We start from the raw sequence: 18,863 nt of genomic DNA on the forward strand, positions 1-18,863 counted from the left end.
CAACGGCTAAGAAGACACTGACGCTGCATCTTGGAAAGACGAGTATCGAGGCGTTCGAGGATGTCTTTTCCGAGGAAGCCTCACTCAAACTCAGACATCAGTCGACCAGGAGGGTGGACGATCTAAACTTCGGTGATGGCGCTCGCCTCTATGTATTCGTTAGAGATAATCACACGCCGAAGTGGCTCACGGAAGTAAGACGCCACTTTGATGTGCAGGGCCATTTAGCGACCAGTTCGGCTGCTGGCGGTCTACTTTTTTGGACAGTCAATCGCCTGTTTGCATCTACATTTGCGCACGGTTGGATGTACTTGCTCGTCTCGCCTTGCTCCCAAGAGCGGAACCTGTGTCGGGCGAATGCCAATTCCCGCGCGAGCATTTACCGCGCCTATCTGTCCGCTTCCCCAAAGTGGCGTTGTTCCTGCTCAAGGGTGATTGCAACGATTTGCTGATTCGAGGTGTTAAACTTCAGAAAGGACCTCGCACATCAAGCGAATGGGGCCAATTATGCATCTGTGCTTGCGGATTTGCGTGGTCCTCGCCGTCGGCTGGGTTTTGCGAGCGCAGGCAGCTCCTTTCGTCCCGGAATCCGATAGTCAGATCCTTGAACGGTTGCCATTTACAGCGAGCGATCCAGCGATTCGCGTTCTCCGCGCCTTGAACGCCCGCCTAAAGGATGAGCCGAACAATTTGCCCCTCGCGCTTCGCGTCGCCCGCGGCTACCTGGAGTTGAGCCGCGCTACGAGCGATCCGCGTTACGCCGGATACGCACAAGCAGCGCTCGCCCAGTGGTGGGCACTCCCGCATGCACCGAAGGAAGTGCTCATCCTGCGCGCCACATTGCGTCAGCGCGCGCACCAGTTCGACGCTGCCTTGGTAGATTTGGCAACGGTTCTGGAAAACGACCCCCGCAATGCCCAGGCGCGGCTCATACGAGCAACAGTACTGCAAGTGGTGGGCAATTATCCTGGCGCCCGAGACGAATGCCTCGCACTTCGGAAGCTGACGCAGGAACTGGTGTGGACTGCCTGTCTCGCAAGCGTAAATGGGGCCACCGGACATTTGCGGCAAAGCTACGATGAATTGTTGACTACGCTCGATCAGTTCCCCGACAGCCAGCGGCAGCTTCGAAGCTGGGTTCTGACCAGTCTGGCCGAAATGTCAGCGCGCGCTGACATGGCTGGGCCAGCGGAAGCGCATTTTCGTGACACCTCCACCATCGACGCCACGGACGCATACCTTCTCGGGGCCTATGCCGACTTCCTGCTAGACCATCACCGGCCACGCGAGGTTTTGCAATTGTTGCGCGATCACACTCGCGCGGACCCTCTCCTGTTGCGCTACGCGCTTGCCTTGCAAGCCGAAGGATCACCTGAACTGCCAGCTCAAGTAGAGCAGCTGCGTGATCGCTTCACTGGGCAGCGTGCCGAGACGTTCTATATCGATCTTGGCGCGGTGTTCGATACGCTGAATTTGCGCCGCTATCTTCCAGCGTTAACTGTCGCCGAGGATGCCGACAACGTCAATCCATTCGGTGTCAACCGTTTCAGTGGTTTCAATATCAGTACCATTGCGATCGAAGTCCCCATTACCCGTGTCACCAGCGATGGCAAGACTGCTGCGGCGACTATCAATCCGGTTATTGGCATATATGCCGAGACCGACCGGCGCGTGGTAAGTGGATTGCGAAACTCATTTGAACAAGTCTCTCGCATGGCCAATCCACTCGTAAATGAGCTCATCATCAATACGCCATTCAAGGACAAATGGAACGCCTCCGAGCCGGAAAACGAGGCGAACTTTCAGTCGTTTTACAAGAATCCGGTAATTGCCACGGAACTGAAACTGGTCTTCAATCAAGACATTGTACCCATAGACGGTTCTGCGGCCAACAACCGCACCGACCTCATGAACATTCTGCTCAAATACCCTGGCCAACCTTTGAGCGCTACCAATTGCGGGGTTCCATGCGCGGAACTGTTGCGGCTTGACTTGCGCGTACCGCCGACTGCACCGGAGACCCAGAGCCGTCTCGGCTCCGCGTTGAGCGCGGATAAGGCGGGCTGGCCGAACGGACGGCGGCCCAATGACGACGTCACAGATATTGCAATCCGCGTGGTTGGGGGCAAGAACTACATCGCCGCGCATATCGGCGATGGCGTCAACTTCCTTGCCGGCGCTCCCGGAGTTGTTGGCACCGATATAACCGCGAATGGCATAGCCAAGATCTTTCCATTCCTGCCTACCCCCTACGACGGCAAGAACCGCCGACATGTCGATTGCGGCGAGACCGGACCCGGTGGTAAATCCTGCGGGCCGCTCGTGCCTTGAACCGGTGCTTCAGGCGCGGTCTACGTAACGTGAAGCGTGGATCGCGCCTCGGCACGGAGGCAATTGAACAACAATTCCATATTTGGCTTCGAAAATTAGCGCGGGCGGGATGCGGCGTTTCGTTTTCATCTTGGCACTGATGCCATGGGCCACAACCGCCCAAGCCCATAAGCCTAGCGACAGTTACACTGCGCTTTCCGTACAGGATGAACGCGTGAACGGGCAATGGGACATTGCGCTGCGCGACCTCGACTTTGCCATTGGGCTCGACGCCGACGGCAACGGCGAGATCACCTGGGACGAAGTCAAGGCCAAGCGCAGTGAGATCATTGCTTACGCCATGGCAAGACTGGCGATCGACGCCGACGAAGCGAATTGTCCCATCACCAACACCGGGGAATTGATCGACAATCACAGCGATGGAGCTTACGCGGTTCTGCGCTTCGCTGCGAAATGCCCGCACAAAGCCAAAGATTTGTGGGTGACGTATCGCCTGTTCTTCGACATCGACCCGCAGCACAAAGGCCTTCTGCGCTTAGAGAAGGACGGCAAGACGCGCACAGCAATTTTCGGCCCAGATACCGCCCGGCAAATGTTCAGCTTAGACAATCACAACACTTGGCGACAATTTCGCGACTATCTTGCGGCTGGCGTCGAGCACATTTGGACGGGATACGACCACATTCTGTTCCTGCTTTCGCTACTGTTGCCGGCTGTCATCGTGTCTGACATCAAGAGATCGAAGACACCGAGCCAAGGATTTCGCGCCGCCTTCCTCGACGTCTTGAAGATCGTGACCGCATTCACGCTCGCGCATTCGATGACGCTCGCTCTTGCGACACTTCGAATCGTGAGCATTCCGGCGCGTATAACTGAATCCGCGATTGCATTGTCAGTGGTGCTCGCGGCCCTCAATAATCTCTATCCCGTCGTTTACGGCAGGCGCTGGACGGTGGCCTTCGGCTTCGGCCTCATCCATGGCTTTGGTTTTGCAAGTGTCCTCACGGATCTTTTGCTCCCCGAAGGGCCCTAGCACTGGCCCTCGCAGGCTTCAACCTGGGTGTGGAAGTTGGGCAGATCGCGATTGTTGTAGCATTCCTACCGCTCGCCTATTTGATGCGTCACACTTGGCTTTACCGGCGTTTCGTCTTTGTGGGAGGCTCCGGAACCATTGTTATCATCGCGGCGCTTTGGTTTCTCGAGCGATCCTTGGATCTTCGATTCCTCCCTATCCACTAATGATATGTGGTGTTGTACTGTTAATAAGTTACCTTGTTAAGCTGATTAACAGAACACAATCGCCGTTTATATCGCCAATTTTTTGGAGAGAGAGCCGCACTTCTTCGGAAGCGCGTAGGAGTGAAATCTGAAGAAAACGTACACTAAATTCTTGAGCGCAAATTCCAACAATGGCTGCTTTGGGTCAAACCCGGACCGCTGGATCAAATCAAATGACGTCCGCTTCTGCGTGCTGATGGATCCAGAACTGACCGACTGCTCTCGGACCAGCCACGCCATAGACAGAATGACCGCTTTCCGAGTTGCAAGCTCGCAAGCGGAGAGGCAGAAAGCCACCCATCCTAGCCGTCTATGCCTCCCAGCCGGATGTCCGCTTCGGATCAGCGGTGCCGTTGGACCGAACGGCAGAGATGGGCGCTCTGAAGTCGGCACCCTAACTTCGTGAACGACTGCTTGTAAGAATCGGAATCTAGTCTTGGAACGACCAGGTTGGGTCGAGCCGACGAAGGCGCTCATCGAGCGCGCGGCGCAGCTCGAGCGGCGCAAGCTGACGGACTTCTGTATGACTGCGCTCACCGGCGCCGCGCGCCGGACTATCGCGGGGCATGAGACAATTGTCTTGTCCGAGCGGGACCGTGCCACCTTCTTCCACACGCTCGTCAATCCGCCTACGCCGAGCGAGCGGCTTCAACGTGCGTTCGCGCAGCACAAGCGGCGAGTCGTGCGGTGAATGGCGCGGAACACATCGGCGGAGCTTCGGATCGTGCTGCTCAACGACGGCCACGATCGGAGCGGGTTCACCTGCGGGGTCGAAAGCCTGGATCGCTACCTCAAGACCCAGGCAGGCCAGGATGTCCACCGGAAGGTGAACGCCGTCTTTGTGCTAAGCCTGGAGGCCGTGCCCGCGCGCGTGCTCGGCTACTATACTCTTTGCGCGATGGCGATCTCCCAGGGCAAGGTGCCGTAGGCCGCGCGGAAGCACGTCCCGCGCTATCCGCTAGTCAGCGCGACTTTGATTGGTCGGCTGGCGGTCGCCAAGGACCGGCAGGGAGAGCGTCTCGGTTCTATCCTGCTGGCGGACGCACTGCAACGCGCGTTCGAAAGCGCGGATACGGTGGGCTCGTCGATGGTGATCGTCGACGCGCTGGTCGAAGCGGCGACGGGTTTCTACAAGGCGCATGGCTTCGTGCGATTGCTGGACTCGCTCCGGCTTGTGCTGCCAATGCGCTTGGCCGGCGGGAGGTCTGAGCGATGAGGTTGGGATCCGCCTCACGATCCTCACCGGGGAAGCATTCGGGCAAGCAAAATGGGCCCCGCCTCGGCGTCAGGGGAAGCACGGACGCATCCAAAGCAAGTCTTCACCGTGGCCTGCGGCAGCTCCCGTTGCGACCTGTCGTGCGGGCGGAAAGCCGTGGTTTCGGGACGCTGCCCATGCCGAACGCAGCCGTTAGCACGCTGCTTTTCGCTCCCCCCTGCTTCCCCGGTTCTTGGGCGGGGTTCGGGGAAGAAAAAAACGGCCACGACGGACCGTTCTAAGTATCTAATTTTATTGATGAAATTTGGAGCGGGCGAAGGGATTCGAACCCTCGACCCCAACCTTGGCAAGGTTGTGCTCTACCCCTGAGCTACACCCGCATCCGTGCCTTCCCCGGCAGGGTGAGCCGGCGGCTCGCCTATATGCCGCAAACCTTTCCTGAATGCAACAAATTGGTGGAAAGCGGTCATAACCCCTCATGGCCGGCCCCGGGCTAGGGGCGGTTAAAAGCGCGGCAAGTCATGACCGCCGTCAATATGGCGTGCCTTTGCCGCGTTCCGCCCGCAAGGCCCGCGCATACCACTCGAGTTCGCTCAAAAAGCGTACTGTGGGGAGCGCCGTGGCCGGGTCATGCGGAACGCCCTCTTCGGAGGAGGCGCTGCCAATACGGGCAAAGGGCAGGATGGAAGGAATGCTCGGCATCCCGAGTTCGCTCAGGGTCATCCGCAGCTGCATGGCGGCGCGGACGCCGCCAAAACCGCCGGCGGAATAGCAGACGATCGCCGATGGCCTCCAAAAATACTCCTCCAAAAAATGGTCGAGCAAATTTTTAAGCGCCGGTGGAATGCCGTGATTATATTCGCCGCTCACGATCACGAAGCCGTCGGCCTTCTTGTAAAAATCCGCAAGTTCGTCGAGAGGCGCCGGCGCGTCGCCTTTGTATTCCTTATACATGCGGTCGAGCAGCGGCAGCCGGTAAATCACCGGCTCGATCAGTGCCGTCGTGTGGCCCCGGCTCCGGATCTGAGAGTCGATATACCGGGTAACCTTGATGCCTTGCCGCGCCGTCCTGACCGAGCCGTAAATAATTACGAAATTCATTGGCTTGAACCCTCCAAGGGTGACGCGCGGTGAACGTTATCTCCGGCGCCTCATGTTGCACTGGGGATGTCGCTCTCGCGGATTTGGCGCAGATGGAATAAAACTATAGGAATTGCACGGCCGTAGATTGTCGAATTCGTCGATGCGGAAGCAACCTGGCGGGGCGTCGCCGCGCATAAGCGAAACTTGGCTGTCATAACAATGCAATAAGGTGGGCGTGGCTGTCCATTACACGGCTGCGCCGGCCATAGCTGGGATACCCGGCACGATATAGATCAAGCGGTGCAGCTGACCAATATTAGGCAATCTTACAGGAGAGCCATGATGCTCGATCGTTCGCAAGAATCAGTCTCCGCGAGAGATGCGCTGGCAGCGAAAGCGGAAAAAGGCTTTACCGGCTTCGATCGGCGCTTTCATTCAGCCATCGCACGCTTGACCGGGGGGCTTTCGCCGCTTGCGCTGAGGCAGGCCTATACGGATTGGGCCGAGCATCTTCTTATGTCCCCGGACAAGCAGGCCGCGCTTGTCCACGACGCGGCCGCTGCCTGGGCGCGGTTCCTATCCTACTGTCTGCATGATGGGCCGGGCTCCGATTGTCCTCCCTGTATCGAACCGCTCCCACAGGACACGCGGTTTAACGGAGAGGAATGGCGGCAATGGCCCTTCAATATCCTCTCCCAAGGATTTCTACTCACCCAGCAATGGTGGCACAAGGCGGCCACCGATATCCCCGGCGTCACCAAGCACCATGAAGACATTGTAGCGTTTCTGGCGCGCCAGGTACTCGATACCGTCTCGCCAAAGAATTTTCCGCTCACCAATCCTGAGATTATCGCGCAGACACAAAAGCAGGCCGGCATGAATTTCATGCGCGGCGCGCTCAATTTCTGGGAGGACAGACAACGGCTGGCCGCGGGCAAAAAACCAGCCGGCACTGAGGCGTTTCAGGTTGGACGCGACGTCGCGATTACGCCAGGCAAGGTCGTCTTTCGTAATCGCTTGATCGAACTTATTCAATATACTCCGGTGACAGCGGAGGTGCGAGCGGAACCGGTTCTAATCATCCCGGCCTGGATTATGAAATATTATATCCTCGATCTCTCGCCGCAAAACTCACTCGTCCGCTATCTCGTCGGGCAAGGCTATACGGTGTTCATGATTTCCTGGAAGAATCCGGGGAGCTGCGATGGCGGCCTTGGCATGGAAGACTACCGACAACTCGGCGTGATGGCGGCGCTCGACGCGGTTTCGGCAATTGTTCCCGATAGCGGCATCCATGCCGCGGGCTATTGCCTCGGCGGTACCTTGCTCTCCGTCGCGGCGGCAGCGATGGCGCGCGACGGTGACATGCGTCTCGAGAGCCTCACGATGCTGGCGGCGCAAACGGACTTTTCGGGAGCAGGCGAGCTGACTTTGTTTATCGACGAGGGCCAGGTGAGGTTTCTTGAGGATATGATGGCGGAAAAAAACTACCTCGACGGAAAGCAAATGTCGGGCGCGTTTCAATTGCTCCGCTCGAATGATCTTTTCTGGTCGGCGGCGGTACACGAATATCTGATGGGCGAGCGGCCGCCGATGATCGACCTCATGGCGTGGAACGCCGACACCACGCGGATGCCTTATCGCATGCACTCCGAATATCTCAGACGCTTCTTCCTCCGCAATGATTTGGTGGAGGGCCGTTTCGAGGCAGGCGGTAAAGCGGTTTCCCTGCGGGATATTCATGCCCCCATTTTCGCGGTGAGCACGATCACCGACCATGTCGCGCCGTGGCGATCCGTTTATAAAATCCAGATGCTGACGGATGCTGATGTTACTTTCGTGCTGTCAAATGGTGGCCACAATGCCGGTATCGTGAGCCCCCCGGGTCATCCGCACCGACATTTTCAGATCGCAACCCACAAGGAGAACGATACCTACATCGATCCGGAGCGCTGGCAGGCAGCCGGGGTCCGAGAGGAGGGGTCGTGGTGGCCGTGCTGGCGCGATTGGCTCGACCGCCATTCCGGTGAAAAGACGGCCCCACCAGGCATAGGCGCCCCGGAACGAGGCTTTGCGCTTCTCGCGGATGCTCCTGGTGCCTATGTCCTTGAAGCGTGACTTTGATACCGGTCAAGTCAATGAAAAGCGCCAGGTGTAAAATTTCCGGGCATGGCCGTTAGGCAGGATAAAAATCCTAATGCGCAGGCTTTTCAGGAAATCGGATCGGCGCAATGGACTTTATTGAAAATCGCACGTTCGATGAGTTGCAAGTTGGCGAGACCGCAAGCCTTGCCCGCACGCTCACCTACAAGGATATTGAACTCTTCGCCATCATGTCCGGCGACGTCAATCCAGCGCATGTCGATGAAGTGTTCGCCAAAAGCGACATGTTCCACAAAATCGTGGCGCATGGCATGTGGGGCGGCGCTTTGATCTCGACCGTGCTCGGCACGCTCCTGCCAGGCCCCGGCACCATTTATCTCGGGCAATCGTTGCATTTTCTCAAGCCCGTCGGCCTTGGCGACACTCTGACCATTAGGCTGAAAGTCGTGGACAAAAACCCAGAGAACTGCCGCATTCTTCTCGATTGCCAGGCGCTGAACCAACACGGTCAGATCGTGATCACCGGCACCGCAGAAGTCATCGCGCCAATCGAAAAAATTTCAAGGCCGAGGGTTATCCTACCCGAGGTGGAATTGTACGAAAAAGGCCGCTTTCATCGCAAGCTCGTTGCGATGACGCAGGGACTGACGCCCATCCGCACCGCCGTCGTCCACCCTGTTGATATGGTGTCCCTGCTCGGTGCCATCGAAGCCGCGCGCGAACAGCTGATCGTGCCGGTGCTAATCGGCCCAAAACTCAAGATCCGGGCCGCCGCCGCGCAAGCGCAAATCGATATTTCTCCCTATGAACTCATTTCGACGGAACACAGCGAAGCGGCCGCTGTTATGGCGGTCGCGATGGCGAGGGCGGGCAAGGTCGAAGCGCTGATGAAAGGAGCGCTGCACACCGACGAGCTCATGCATGCAGTGGTCGATGGCGATCAAGGCCTGCGCACGGCGCGCAGAATCAGCCACGTCTTTGTGATTGATGCTCGCAACTATCCAAGGCCGCTTTTCGTCACGGATGCGGCGATCAATGTGTATCCGACCCTCGATGACAAGCGTGACATCGTGCAAAACGCCATCGATCTCGCCCAGGCCCTCGGCATCGCGACACCAAGAGTCGCGATCCTCGCGGCCGTGGAAACCGTCACAACGAAACTCAGATCGACGCTAGACGCCGCCGCGCTGTGCAAGATGGCCGACCGGGGACAGATCACCGGCGGCGTCATCGACGGGCCGCTCGCTTTTGACAACGCCGTTTCGGAAGAGTCGGCGAAGACGAAAGGCATCATCTCTCCGGTCGCGGGCCAAGCGGACATTTTTGTCGTTCCCGACGTCGAAGCCGGGAATATGCTGGCAAAGCAGCTCGAATATTTGGCGGATGCGGAAATCGCAGGGATTGTGCTCGGCGCCCGCGTGCCGATCATCCTCACAAGCCGCGCCGACAAGGCGCTGGCCCGGCAAGGCTCCTGCGCGATCGCGCTGCTGCTCGCCCGCCGCAAGATGCAGGGCAAGCCATGACCGGCAATATCCTCATCCTCAACGCGGGATCGTCAAGCATCAAATTCTCGCTCTATCCGGTGACAACCGTCGCCGCCGGCGAAACGCCGCTTTGCGAGGGCGCCGTTGACGGCATTGGTCATGCCGCGCATTTCCATGCGGCCGCGGCGCGAAAGGATGTGCTGGTCGACACCAATCTCGGCGAAGCAAGCACGCATGAGACGGCGCTTGCCGCCTTGCTGCAATGGCTTGAGCAAATGTTCACGGCAAATCATTTGCGCGCCGTGGGTCACCGTGTGGTGCATGGCGGAAGCCGCTTCACGGCTCCCACCCTAATCGATGCAGAGGTTATCGCGAGATTACGTGCACTTATTCCACTGGCGCCACTGCATCAGCCGCACGCCATCTTGGCGATCGAAGCACTAGCGCGACTGCATCCGTCCTTGCCACAGATCGCTTGCTTCGACACGGCCTTCCATCACGCGCAGCCGGACATCGCAACGATGTTCGCGCTGCCACGCAATCTCCATGACGAGGGCGTCCGCCGCTACGGCTTTCATGGCCTTTCCTATGAATATATCGCGAGCGTCCTGCCGCACTATCTGGACCCCGAAGCGGCCATGGGGCGGATCGTGGTGGCACATCTTGGCAGCGGAGCCAGCATGTGCGCCATGAAAGATCGCAAAAGCGTCGCGAACACTATGGGCTTTACGGCGCTTGATGGCCTGCCGATGAGCCGGCGTTGCGGCGCCCTCGATCCGGGAGTCGTGCTCTATCTCTTGAACGAGAAGAGAATGGATGCGAAGGCGGTCAGCACCCTTCTTTACAATGAATCAGGGCTGCTGGGTGTGTCCGGTATCAGCGACGATATGCAAACGCTTCTTGCGTCAAGAGTTCCGAGGGCGCGGGAAGCGATCGCGCTTTTCATCTATCGGATCGGCCGCGAACTTGGCTCGCTCGCCGCGGCGCTGGGCGGTCTCGATGCGCTGATCTTCACCGCCGGCGTCGGCGAACATGCCGTCGATGTCAGACGCCGTGTCCTGGAGGATGCGGCTTGGCTAGGCGTCGAGATTGACCCCGCCGCCAATGCCTCTGGCGGCCCCCGGCTCACCCGCCCCGCAAGCCGCGTCGCAGCCTTTGTGATCCCAACCAATGAGGATCTGATGATCGCCCGCCATAGCTTGGATTGCCTGCAGTAATATCGAGGCGATCGCGGAGCATCAGGGACTAAACCTCAACCTCTTCGCCCGCGTTCGACCATTCCAAAAATCCGCCGGGGTAATGCGCGCGCACATCGTCGCGTCCGGCCTTGTGAGCCAAATCCAAAGCAGTCAGCGACCGTTTGCCGGAGCGGCAGGAGAGTACCACGCGCTTTCCAGGCACTTGGGGCAGGGCCTTGGGGTCAAATTTCTGGAGGGGGTTGAGCACCGAACCGGGAATCCGGCCCGCTGCATATTCATTGGGTTCGCGCACATCCACGAGTAGGATCGAGCCATCGGCCAATCCCTTCTTCAACTCGTCGCGATAGACGTTTTCGACTGCCGTAACCGTCAAAGTCATCTTCAACCTCCTGTGTGTCCTCCGGCGCTATTTTTACACAAAGTATATGTATATTGCCAGAATATCCATATTTTATATGGCAAAAGACCCAGCTTAGGCAATATGTGTTGCCGCCGAGGCCGCCAGCCGTAAAGGTGCAGGTCTCAATCCGTCGGCCCGGCGGGCGGCGGTTAAAACCGGTACCAGACGCCCGCGGTGGGGCCCAGTTCGCGGCCGGCGTTCTCCCCCGCGACGGTGAGAAAACCGCCAATCTGCAGCGACCATTGGGGGGCGAGATCATAGACGATGCTCGGTTGCAGCTTGGTCCAGGATATATGGCCAAACTGGCCGGGACCATTGGAAATCGAAATAAAACTTTGCAAGAGCATAAGAAGCCGGGGCATTGGCCGCAGTCCCGACGTCAAATCGATGCGCCATTCGCCCGGCTGCTTTTCGGCATAGATGCGATAGCCGCCCTGCGCCTCGATGAAACCCTCCATTCCGGCGATGACGCAATTGCGCCCAGCCAAGCCGCGCAAATCGACGGATGTGGCGCGGCGGACTTCCAAGGGCCCAAGAGAGTCGAAAGACGCGCCGGGCGTCCGCAAACCCGCTTGAACAGAGATGATTGCGGTATCCGTGCGGTAAAGACCGGCCTTTACCGCGATTTCGCTCTCGCCGAGGCCATTGTAGAATTGCCCCGGAAGGGGAGTCTGGACCCGGTCATAGGCGGGCGCCGCGATCACCGTGAGCCAATCGGTCAGGCCATATTCGAGATAGCTTCCAACCTCGAATTTTCGGGATGCCGGAATTGCAATGAGATTGCCATGCGCGTCGAAAGCGAGCGTCGTTTCGGAAAAGGCGGAGTAGGTGATCAGCTGGCCATAACCTGAAGGCAGGAGCCAGGCGCCGCCCCAAGCGACGTCAATGCCAACGCCAGTCACTCCGGCGATAGCGGCAAAACACACGGACAAGAGACGCGAACACAAACGACGCAACACAATGCCCCCTTCACATACCTGCGAGGTGACAACTATCAAAGGATCAACAATGACTGTTCATATTGATTAAGCTGCATCTTAGCGGCATTTGCCGCAAAGGCAACGGTGTCACTTGAAAAATTTGGACATTCTTCGAGTGCTGCGGCATATCGCCATGCGCCGGCCGGCTTACCGCTTTTGGCTTGACGATAGACCGCCGGGATTTGATAGAGCGGACCTCCCTGCCCTTGCGCACGCCGTGCTGGGCAACCAAAAACCGCAAATCCGCTTGATCCGGAGGACTTAAATGTTTCGCGAGAGACATTTTTCCCGTGAAACATTTGCTCCAAAACGGTTGCCCGCGTGACCCGGCTTTTGCTTGGATTGGCCAGTGTCGCGGAAGGATATGATGTCATTTTATGTGACGTCTGGGGCGTCATCCATAATGGGCTGAAGGCCTTCGAGAAGCCCGCCGAGGCATTGCGCCGGTTTCGCGCCACTGGCGGCAGGGTCGTGCTCATCACCAATTCGCCCAACCCGAGCCGGGTCGTCGAGGCCCAACTCGACCGGCTCCGTTTTCCACGCGGAGCCTACGATGCGATCGTTTCCTCCGGGGATGTCACCGTTTCCTTGCTGGTCGAGAGGGCGGCCGGCGGCATGTTCCGCATCGGTCCCTCCGACGAAACAGCCCTCTTCGAGGAGGTTCTGGCCTTGCGGGGCGAGCCGTTGCGCCTGGTGCCGCTGAAACAAGCCCAATTCGTCCTCTGCACCGGGCTCGTCGATCCCTGGCGCGAAACGCCCGAGGATTACGACGCCATTCTTGCCGCCATGCACGCCCGGCGCCTGGAGATGATTTGCGCCAATCCCGATATCGTGGTCGAGGACGGCGGCAAGCTGTTTTATTGCGCCGGCGCGATCGCCGAGCGCTATGCCGCCGCGGGAGGCAAGGTCATCCAGGCCGGCAAGCCTTTCGCCCCGATCTATACGCGAGCGCTCGAACTGGCGCGGTTGCCGTGCAAGGTACCGATTGGGCACGCCCGGGTCCTCGTGATTGGCGATGCCATGCACACCGATATCAAAGGCGCCCGCAACCAAGGTTTCGACAGTCTGTTCGTAACTTCCGGCATCCACCGGATGGAGTTGCACGGCGCCGCGCAAGACGCCGCGCTCGATGCCGCAGCCTTCCGCCAATTTGTAGACGCCTCGGATTTTGCTCCCACGGCGGCACTTGCCGAACTCGTCTGGTAGACCATCAACACGGGAGATGTGCGCACGCCATCGCGGCATATCGCCTGGCGGCCTTGACGCGGACGCCTCGCCCATGCAGTTTGCGGCGGCGTATGGAGCTCCACCTGCTTCCGCGTGGTGCCCCCGGTTTTTTTGCCTTGGCCGAACTTTCCATCTCGAAAAAATTCATCCTCGCCGTTGACCCGGCGGCGCCACCCCCCGGCCTTGAGGGCGCGGTGGCCGCGATCGGCAATTTCGATGGTCTTCATCGCGGCCATATGGCGGTGATCGAGCGCGCCATGGCCTTGGCGAAAACGCTTCATCGCCCTTGTGTTGTGCTGACTTTCGAACCGCATCCAACCGATTTCTTCAAGGGCGCCAATACAATCTTCCGGCTGACCCCGCGCGACGTCAAAGCCAAGATTCTGGAGCAATCCGGCGTGGATGGGATGATCGTCATGACGTTCGACAAAGCCTTGGCAAGCCTTTCGGCCGATGCGTTTATCGCCGAAATCCTGCTTCGCCGCCTTGGCATCAGCGGGGTTGTCGCGGGCTATGATTTCCATTTCGGCGCCGGCCGCTCCGGCTCACCCGCATTCCTGAAAGAGGCCGGCGCACGTTTCGGCTTTGCCGTCGAAATCGTGGAACGGGTGGCGGCCCATGTGGCCGACCAGGCTGCTTCCTCAACCACGACGAGAGCCGCGTTGGAGGCGGGCGATGCGGCGCTCGCGGCAAAACTGCTCGCTCACCCCTTTGCGATCATGGGCAAAGTCGTTACAGGCCAGAAACTTGGCCGGACCTTGGGATTTCCTACGGTCAATATCGTGACCGATCCAAGCTGCCGGTTGCGCCATGGCGTCTATGCTGTCCGCGTCGTGGTTGGTGCAAAGACCTACGATGGTGTGGCGAGTTATGGACGCCGGCCCACATTCGACAATGGCCCGGCCATCCTGGAAGCTTTTCTGTTCGATTTTTCTGGCGATCTCTACGGCGAGACTATCGAGATCCTTTTTATCGATTGGATCAGACCCGAGGCTAAGTTCGATTCGGTGGCAGCGCTCGTCGCGCAAATGAAGCAGGACGAAGCACGCGCGAAGGATATCCTTCGCGCATTGTCCGTCGCTTGAAACCGCGGCAATTGAGCTGATTTGGATCAATCGGCCGGGCGGACCCAGGGCTATTTATTTGATGAGCGAACATTTTGTCTGGCGCACTTGTGCCAAGAAATCTGAAAAATGAAATGCCAGCTTGTGCTGCAGCGCAATATCAACTTGACGTGAATGCTGCACTGCAGTATAAACGAGATAACTTAAGCGCAGATCTTATCTGACCCGAGCCCAAAGATCACAAATCTCCCTTCCCGGGACATTCGTGAGAAGCCCTTTGGAGGGAATTCCGTCCAGGGCGGGGCAAGCCATCTCAGGTAAGGTAGCCCCCTGTTTCAAATCGCGGCTGGAATTGAACATTAACGGGCAACGGAGGCCCATACTTCCTTAGGAGAATAAATGAGCGCGTTGCTTTCGATGACAGTTTCTCCCCTCGTCTCCGGTTCCATTTGCCTTGCGGCTGGTTGGTTTGTCGCTTTCGTGATTTGGAAATAGCTATTGCGGCGGCCCGGTAAAGGCATTGGAATTTTCCTCCAAGCCGACCCGGCGCCATCAACACCTCGGCCAATTCCGGCGCGTTTTAAACCGCTTTTTGATTTTTCCGGGGGGTGCTCGCGGGCTTCGCAGTCTCCCTGGACGCAGGCTGGCCAAGGGCCGCAAAAAATGCGTCTCCCGCTCCCGGATGAGCTTTATGCTTTCATCTGAAGATATTACCGCCTGTGCTGAAACTTTCTGGCCGCGGCACCCATAAGGTTCATCATGAGGCAATAGCCTACGGGAGCGAGGGGCGATCCTCCCCTTCTCGCTTCTCCTCTTTGATGACCGAACGATTTTGATCGCTGTGGCCGCTGCTTTACCGGCTCTCCCCCAGAGGCATGAAGCAGCGGCAATTCTCTTCATCGGTGAGGCGCGTTGCCCGCTCAAAAACGCCTTCGCTTGCGTTTGCCGCAGTCCTCCCTTAGTATCGCGGGATCATGACTGAGGGTTTTGCTTCCAATCTCCTTCATATCGGCGCGGCCGGGCTTTCGCCTTGCTCCCGTGCGGCGTTGCTTACGCCTGGGTTGCTTCGGCTTATCAGCCCCTGAGAGCCGGCCGGGCAATGCGCCTGGGCGCTCAGGGGACACTGCGAGCCTAAAAAGACATCAACCCGAAGACAAAAATTTCTCGCAGACATTATATTAATGTCTCGAAATCATTGTCTCGCAGACAATCCGGACAATCGCCATGTCAGAGATTCATCCCGCTCCCATGGAGCAAAAGCCGCAAAATTCGCAAGCCGTCGTCATCTTCGATACGACGCTACGGGACGGTGAACAATCGCCCGGCGCCTCGATGACGTTCGAGGAAAAACTGCAGGTCGCCGATCTCCTCGATCAAATGGGCGTCGATATCATCGAGGCCGGTTTTCCGGTGACCTCGGAAGGCGATTTCGAAGCGGTGTCAGCCATTGCCAAACGCTTGAAGCGGGCGAGCGTCGCGGGCCTTGCCCGGGCGGCCGCAAAAGACATTGACCGTTGCGCCGAAGCGGTGCGCCCGGCTCTGCGCCCGCGCATTCATCTGTTTATTTCGACTTCGCCCCTGCACATGAAATACAAGCTGCAAAAGGAGCCGGATCAGGTTCTCGAGATGATCACCGCGAGCGTTTCGCGGGCGCGCAATCTTGTCAGCGACATCGAATGGTCGGCGGAGGACGGCACGAGGTCAGAGATCGATTTTCTCTGCCGCTGCGTCGAGGCCGCGATCAAGGCGGGCGCCACCACCATCAATATCCCCGATACCGTCGGCTATGCGGTGCCGCACGAATATCGGGCGTTGTTCGAAACCGTGCGGCAACGAGTTCCCGATTCGGACAAAGCGGTCTTTTCCGTCCATTGTCACAACGATCTGGGTCTCGCGGTGGCCAATACCTTGGCTGGAATCGAAGGGGGCGCGCGGCAGGTCGAATGCACGATCAACGGGATGGGCGAGCGGGCTGGCAATGCTGCCATGGAAGAGGTCGTCATGGCGCTGCAGGTGCGCCGCGATACCATGCCCTACCATACCAGCATCGACGCGACGATGCTGACGCGGGCCTCGAAACTCGTCTCCGCCGTGAGTTCGTTTCCAGTGCAATACAACAAAGCGATCGTCGGGCGGAACGCATTCGCGCATGAGAGCGGCATTCACCAGGACGGCATGCTGAAAAATGCCGGAACCTATGAGATCATGACTCCCGAGAGCGTCGGCGTGAGCAAGACGTCCCTCGTCATGGGCAAGCATTCCGGCCGCCACGCTTTTAAGGAGAAGCTGAAAGAGCTCGGCTACGAACTCGGCGAAAACGCACTCGAAGATGCGTTTGCCCGCTTCAAGGATCTCGCCGACCGCAAGAAGATCGTTTACGACGAGGATCTCGCCGCGCTCGTCGACGACGAAATCGCCAACGCCTATGACCGCATCAAGCTTGTCGCCTTGACCGTGATCGCCGGCACGAAGGGCCCGCAGTCGGCGGCGTTGACACTCGACATCGATGGCAAGCAGATCACCCATCAGGCCACAGGCAATGGCCCGGTCGATGCGATTTTCAACGCGATCGTCGCGCTCGTGCCGCACAAAGCCGTGCTGGAACTCTATCAAGTGCATGCGGTCACCCAGGGAACCGACGCGCAGGCCGAGGTCTCCGTCCGGCTTGCGGAGGATGGCAAATCGGTCACCGCCAAGGGCGCCGATCCCGATACTCTGGTCGCATCGGCGCGGGCCTATATCGCCTCCTTGAACAAGCTAATGGTCAAGCGGGGAAGAACCCGACCGGAAGTTCTGACGGGGTGAGGACTGAAGAAGCGCCCTTTGTGCAACATTCCTGTCATGTCCGGTAGCTAACCGCGTGAAGATAACCAGGAGGAGCACCCAATGAGCGAGCCGCTGACCGGACCCGTCATTTTCGAACCCGGCGATGTCGTCGCGCTGAAATCCGGCGGGCCGGCCATGACGGTCATTGGGGTGAAAGAGGATGGTGTGCAGTGCTTATGGTACGCCGACGTGACCGACGAAGTGAAAACGTCGGTCATCCCCGCTATTTGCATTGAGAAGGCGCTCGCCTGGGAAGATGACGAGGACGAGGATGACGGCGGCAAACTCAAGAAATCGGGAAAGAAGAAACGTCACGACGACGATTGACAGCGCGGACTTAACGCCGAAACGGCGGGGAGCGATCGTCGCCGAAGCGTTCCTGAACATTAGGCTTCTTCAGTCGCGATGACGTGGAAAAAGCTTCCCGTCACGTTTCCCTGCCTGCCGCCTTCCGCTTGCTCGGCCCCGCCATACGCGTCACGAACAAAAGCGAAAGGCGGATCGCCATTCGCCTCGATCGTGGCGTAATGAAATTCATGGCCGCGCAGGAGGGTGCCCTTCGCCCCCAAGGGGTGATCCGCCGCAAGGTACGCCTGCCGGTAGCCGAGGTGTAGTTTGCGTTTCACGAAACTGAACGACGCGCCCACCAGCCCCGCCATGCGGTGCGCGTGTCCTGCTTGATCTGTCAGGCTTTGCCCCAAAACCATGTAGCCACCGCATTCGCCATGCACCGGTTTTGTCGCCGCGAAACTGCGCAAGCCTTCGAGGAAACGTTCCGCCGCCGCGAGCGGCCCCACATAAAGCTCGGGATAGCCGCCTGGGAGCCAGCAAAGATCGCAATCTGCTGGCGGGGGCTCATTGGCGAGCGGCGAAAAGAAAGTGAGTTCCGCGCCCGCCTTTCGCCAGCCCGCTAGAATATGCGGATAAAGAAAGGAAAATGCCTCGTCCCGCGCGATGGCGATGCGCTGGGCGGGAGGAGGCAAGGCAAGAGCCTCCGCGTGATCCAGCACCGGAGAAGCTCGCGCGCAAGCCAAAATGGCGCCCGTATCGACATGCTCACGGATGAACGCCGCGATCTGATCGAGGCGCGTATCAAGACCTCGTGTTTCACCAGCCTGCACGAGGCCGAGATGGCGTTCCGGCAGACTGATGTTTTCGTCGCGCGGCAAGGCCCCCAGCACGGGAAGCCCAAGCGCCTCGATGGACGCACTGACAAGCCGTTGATGGCGCGGACTTGCGACCCGGTTCAACACCACCCCGGCGATTTTTAAGCGCGGGTCGAAACTGGTGCAGCCTAGGACGATGGCTCCCGCTGTTTGCGATTGCCCGCTCACGTCCAGCACGAGCAGGACCGGCCAGCCGAGCGCCGCCGCGACATCGGCGGAGGAGCCGGTCCGGCCTGCCTTCCCGGGAACGCCGTCGAAAAGCCCCATCAGGCCTTCGCAAAGGATAAGCTCGCAAGCATCGCCAGCGGCGGCGCCCAATTGGCCAAGCAGCGCCGCAGGCATCGCCCAACTGTCGAGATTGAAACTTTGCCGGCTGGTCGCGGCGGCATGGAAAGCGGTATCAATATAGTCCGGCCCGCATTTGGACCCCGCGACAGAAAGACCCGCGTTGCGGTAAGAGCGCATGAGGCCAAGCGTCAGCATCGTCTTGCCGCTGCCAGAGCGCG

17 protein-coding genes and 1 tRNA gene are annotated in these 18,863 nt (G+C 58.9%); 12 read left to right on the forward strand and 6 right to left on the reverse strand.

Going from position 1 to position 18,863, the window contains the following annotated elements; translation table 11 throughout:
* Nucleotides 1–507 precede the first annotated feature (507 nt).
* From QEV83_RS08270 to QEV83_RS08290, 5 genes are all read left to right on the forward strand, one after another.
* The gene (locus QEV83_RS08270; RefSeq protein ID WP_280130722.1) at nucleotides 508–2,331 is read left to right on the forward strand and encodes a DUF4331 family protein; all 1,824 of its coding nucleotides are present in this window, start codon (nucleotides 508–510) and stop codon (nucleotides 2,329–2,331) included.
* A 109-nt stretch (nucleotides 2,332–2,440) separates the two neighbouring features.
* A complete protein-coding gene (locus QEV83_RS08275; protein ID WP_280130723.1) occupies nucleotides 2,441–3,364 on the forward strand; it encodes a HupE/UreJ family protein in 924 nt (307 codons plus the stop codon).
* Between the two features lie 681 nt (nucleotides 3,365–4,045).
* Nucleotides 4,046–4,300, forward strand: a complete 255-nt coding sequence (locus QEV83_RS08280; protein ID WP_280130724.1) for a DUF1778 domain-containing protein — start codon at nucleotides 4,046–4,048, stop codon at nucleotides 4,298–4,300.
* Nucleotides 4,301–4,333: 33 nt separating this feature from the next.
* Entirely contained in the window at nucleotides 4,334–4,537 is a 204-nt protein-coding gene (locus QEV83_RS08285) for a hypothetical protein (protein ID WP_280130725.1), read from the forward strand.
* Nucleotides 4,538–4,582: 45 nt separating this feature from the next.
* Nucleotides 4,583–4,825 carry a GNAT family N-acetyltransferase gene (locus tag QEV83_RS08290; protein WP_280130726.1) on the forward strand — a complete coding sequence of 81 codons (243 nt, stop codon included), beginning with the start codon at nucleotides 4,583–4,585 and terminating at the stop codon, nucleotides 4,823–4,825.
* 305 nt (nucleotides 4,826–5,130) lie between these two features.
* Here QEV83_RS08290 and QEV83_RS08295 read toward each other — a convergent pair.
* Nucleotides 5,131–5,205, reverse strand: a tRNA-Gly gene (locus tag QEV83_RS08295).
* 151 nt (nucleotides 5,206–5,356) lie between these two features.
* Nucleotides 5,357–5,926 carry an NADPH-dependent FMN reductase gene (locus QEV83_RS08300; RefSeq protein WP_280130727.1) on the reverse strand — a complete coding sequence of 190 codons (570 nt, stop codon included), beginning with the start codon at nucleotides 5,924–5,926 and terminating at the stop codon, nucleotides 5,357–5,359.
* Between the two features lie 324 nt (nucleotides 5,927–6,250).
* Here QEV83_RS08300 and QEV83_RS08305 point away from each other — a divergent pair, with 324 nt between their 5' ends.
* The 3 genes from QEV83_RS08305 to QEV83_RS08315 all read left to right on the forward strand — a co-directional run bounded on the left by QEV83_RS08305 (nucleotide 6,251) and on the right by QEV83_RS08315 (nucleotide 10,712).
* Entirely contained in the window at nucleotides 6,251–8,026 is a 1,776-nt protein-coding gene (locus QEV83_RS08305) for an alpha/beta fold hydrolase (protein ID WP_280131003.1), read from the forward strand.
* A 113-nt stretch (nucleotides 8,027–8,139) separates the two neighbouring features.
* A complete protein-coding gene (locus tag QEV83_RS08310; RefSeq protein ID WP_280130728.1) occupies nucleotides 8,140–9,534 on the forward strand; it encodes a bifunctional enoyl-CoA hydratase/phosphate acetyltransferase in 1,395 nt (464 codons plus the stop codon).
* Complete coding sequence (locus tag QEV83_RS08315) at nucleotides 9,531–10,712, forward strand: acetate/propionate family kinase (RefSeq protein WP_280130729.1); 1,182 nt, start codon at nucleotides 9,531–9,533, stop codon at nucleotides 10,710–10,712. The genes QEV83_RS08310 and QEV83_RS08315 overlap by 4 nt, the downstream gene beginning before the upstream one ends.
* 28 nt (nucleotides 10,713–10,740) lie before the next feature.
* Here QEV83_RS08315 and QEV83_RS08320 read toward each other — a convergent pair whose 3' ends face one another.
* From QEV83_RS08320 to QEV83_RS08330, 3 genes are all read right to left on the reverse strand, one after another.
* The gene (locus QEV83_RS08320; RefSeq protein ID WP_280130730.1) at nucleotides 10,741–11,073 is read right to left on the reverse strand and encodes a rhodanese-like domain-containing protein; all 333 of its coding nucleotides are present in this window, start codon (nucleotides 11,071–11,073) and stop codon (nucleotides 10,741–10,743) included.
* 170 nt (nucleotides 11,074–11,243) lie between these two features.
* Nucleotides 11,244–12,053, reverse strand: coding sequence for a hypothetical protein (locus tag QEV83_RS08325; RefSeq protein ID WP_280130731.1), 810 nt, complete (start codon nucleotides 12,051–12,053; stop codon nucleotides 11,244–11,246).
* Between the two features lie 35 nt (nucleotides 12,054–12,088).
* Nucleotides 12,089–12,373 carry a hypothetical protein gene (locus tag QEV83_RS08330; protein WP_280130732.1) on the reverse strand — a complete coding sequence of 95 codons (285 nt, stop codon included), beginning with the start codon at nucleotides 12,371–12,373 and terminating at the stop codon, nucleotides 12,089–12,091.
* A gap of 22 nt (nucleotides 12,374–12,395) precedes the next feature.
* On the opposite strand from QEV83_RS08330, the gene QEV83_RS08335 reads away from it, so the two are divergent.
* The 4 genes from QEV83_RS08335 (at nucleotide 12,396) to QEV83_RS08350 (ending at nucleotide 17,518) form a co-directional block, all read left to right on the forward strand.
* A complete protein-coding gene (locus QEV83_RS08335; RefSeq protein WP_280130733.1) occupies nucleotides 12,396–13,280 on the forward strand; it encodes a TIGR01459 family HAD-type hydrolase in 885 nt (294 codons plus the stop codon).
* A 92-nt stretch (nucleotides 13,281–13,372) separates the two neighbouring features.
* Complete coding sequence (locus QEV83_RS08340) at nucleotides 13,373–14,386, forward strand: bifunctional riboflavin kinase/FAD synthetase (RefSeq protein ID WP_280130734.1); 1,014 nt, start codon at nucleotides 13,373–13,375, stop codon at nucleotides 14,384–14,386.
* Between the two features lie 1,203 nt (nucleotides 14,387–15,589).
* A complete protein-coding gene (locus QEV83_RS08345) occupies nucleotides 15,590–17,170 on the forward strand; it encodes a 2-isopropylmalate synthase (protein ID WP_280130735.1) in 1,581 nt (526 codons plus the stop codon).
* Between the two features lie 81 nt (nucleotides 17,171–17,251).
* On the forward strand, nucleotides 17,252–17,518 hold the full coding sequence (locus tag QEV83_RS08350) for a DUF2158 domain-containing protein (protein ID WP_280130736.1): 267 nt from the start codon (nucleotides 17,252–17,254) through the stop codon (nucleotides 17,516–17,518).
* A 59-nt stretch (nucleotides 17,519–17,577) separates the two neighbouring features.
* Here the strand turns inward: QEV83_RS08350 and QEV83_RS08355 are convergent, their stop codons facing one another.
* Nucleotides 17,578–18,840 carry a cobyrinate a,c-diamide synthase gene (locus QEV83_RS08355; protein WP_280131004.1) on the reverse strand — a complete coding sequence of 421 codons (1,263 nt, stop codon included), beginning with the start codon at nucleotides 18,838–18,840 and terminating at the stop codon, nucleotides 17,578–17,580.
* Between the last annotated feature and the right edge of the window lie 23 nt (nucleotides 18,841–18,863).

It is taken from the genome of Methylocapsa sp. D3K7, assembly GCF_029855125.1.
Classification (GTDB): Bacteria; Pseudomonadota; Alphaproteobacteria; order Rhizobiales; family Beijerinckiaceae; genus Methylocapsa.

What these genes read in the sequence shown, in the direction of transcription:
- QEV83_RS08350 (WP_280130736.1), top strand. Translation starts at nt 17,252, where the DNA reads ATGAGCGAGCCGCTGACCGGACCCGTCATTTTCGAACCCGGCGATGTC.
- QEV83_RS08310 (WP_280130728.1), top strand. Translation starts at nt 8,140, where the DNA reads ATGGACTTTATTGAAAATCGCACGTTCGATGAGTTGCAAGTTGGCGAG.
- QEV83_RS08275 (WP_280130723.1), top strand. Translation starts at nt 2,441, where the DNA reads ATGCGGCGTTTCGTTTTCATCTTGGCACTGATGCCATGGGCCACAACC.
- QEV83_RS08340 (WP_280130734.1), top strand. Translation starts at nt 13,373, where the DNA reads ATGGAGCTCCACCTGCTTCCGCGTGGTGCCCCCGGTTTTTTTGCCTTG.
- QEV83_RS08300 (WP_280130727.1), bottom strand. Translation starts at nt 5,926, where the DNA reads ATGAATTTCGTAATTATTTACGGCTCGGTCAGGACGGCGCGGCAAGGC.
- QEV83_RS08320 (WP_280130730.1), bottom strand. Translation starts at nt 11,073, where the DNA reads ATGACTTTGACGGTTACGGCAGTCGAAAACGTCTATCGCGACGAGTTG.
- QEV83_RS08345 (WP_280130735.1), top strand. Translation starts at nt 15,590, where the DNA reads ATGTCAGAGATTCATCCCGCTCCCATGGAGCAAAAGCCGCAAAATTCG.
- QEV83_RS08330 (WP_280130732.1), bottom strand. Translation starts at nt 12,373, where the DNA reads ATGTTTCACGGGAAAAATGTCTCTCGCGAAACATTTAAGTCCTCCGGA.
- QEV83_RS08305 (WP_280131003.1), top strand. Translation starts at nt 6,251, where the DNA reads ATGCTCGATCGTTCGCAAGAATCAGTCTCCGCGAGAGATGCGCTGGCA.
- QEV83_RS08315 (WP_280130729.1), top strand. Translation starts at nt 9,531, where the DNA reads ATGACCGGCAATATCCTCATCCTCAACGCGGGATCGTCAAGCATCAAA.
- QEV83_RS08270 (WP_280130722.1), top strand. Translation starts at nt 508, where the DNA reads ATGCATCTGTGCTTGCGGATTTGCGTGGTCCTCGCCGTCGGCTGGGTT.
- QEV83_RS08355 (WP_280131004.1), bottom strand. Translation starts at nt 18,840, where the DNA reads ATGCTGACGCTTGGCCTCATGCGCTCTTACCGCAACGCGGGTCTTTCT.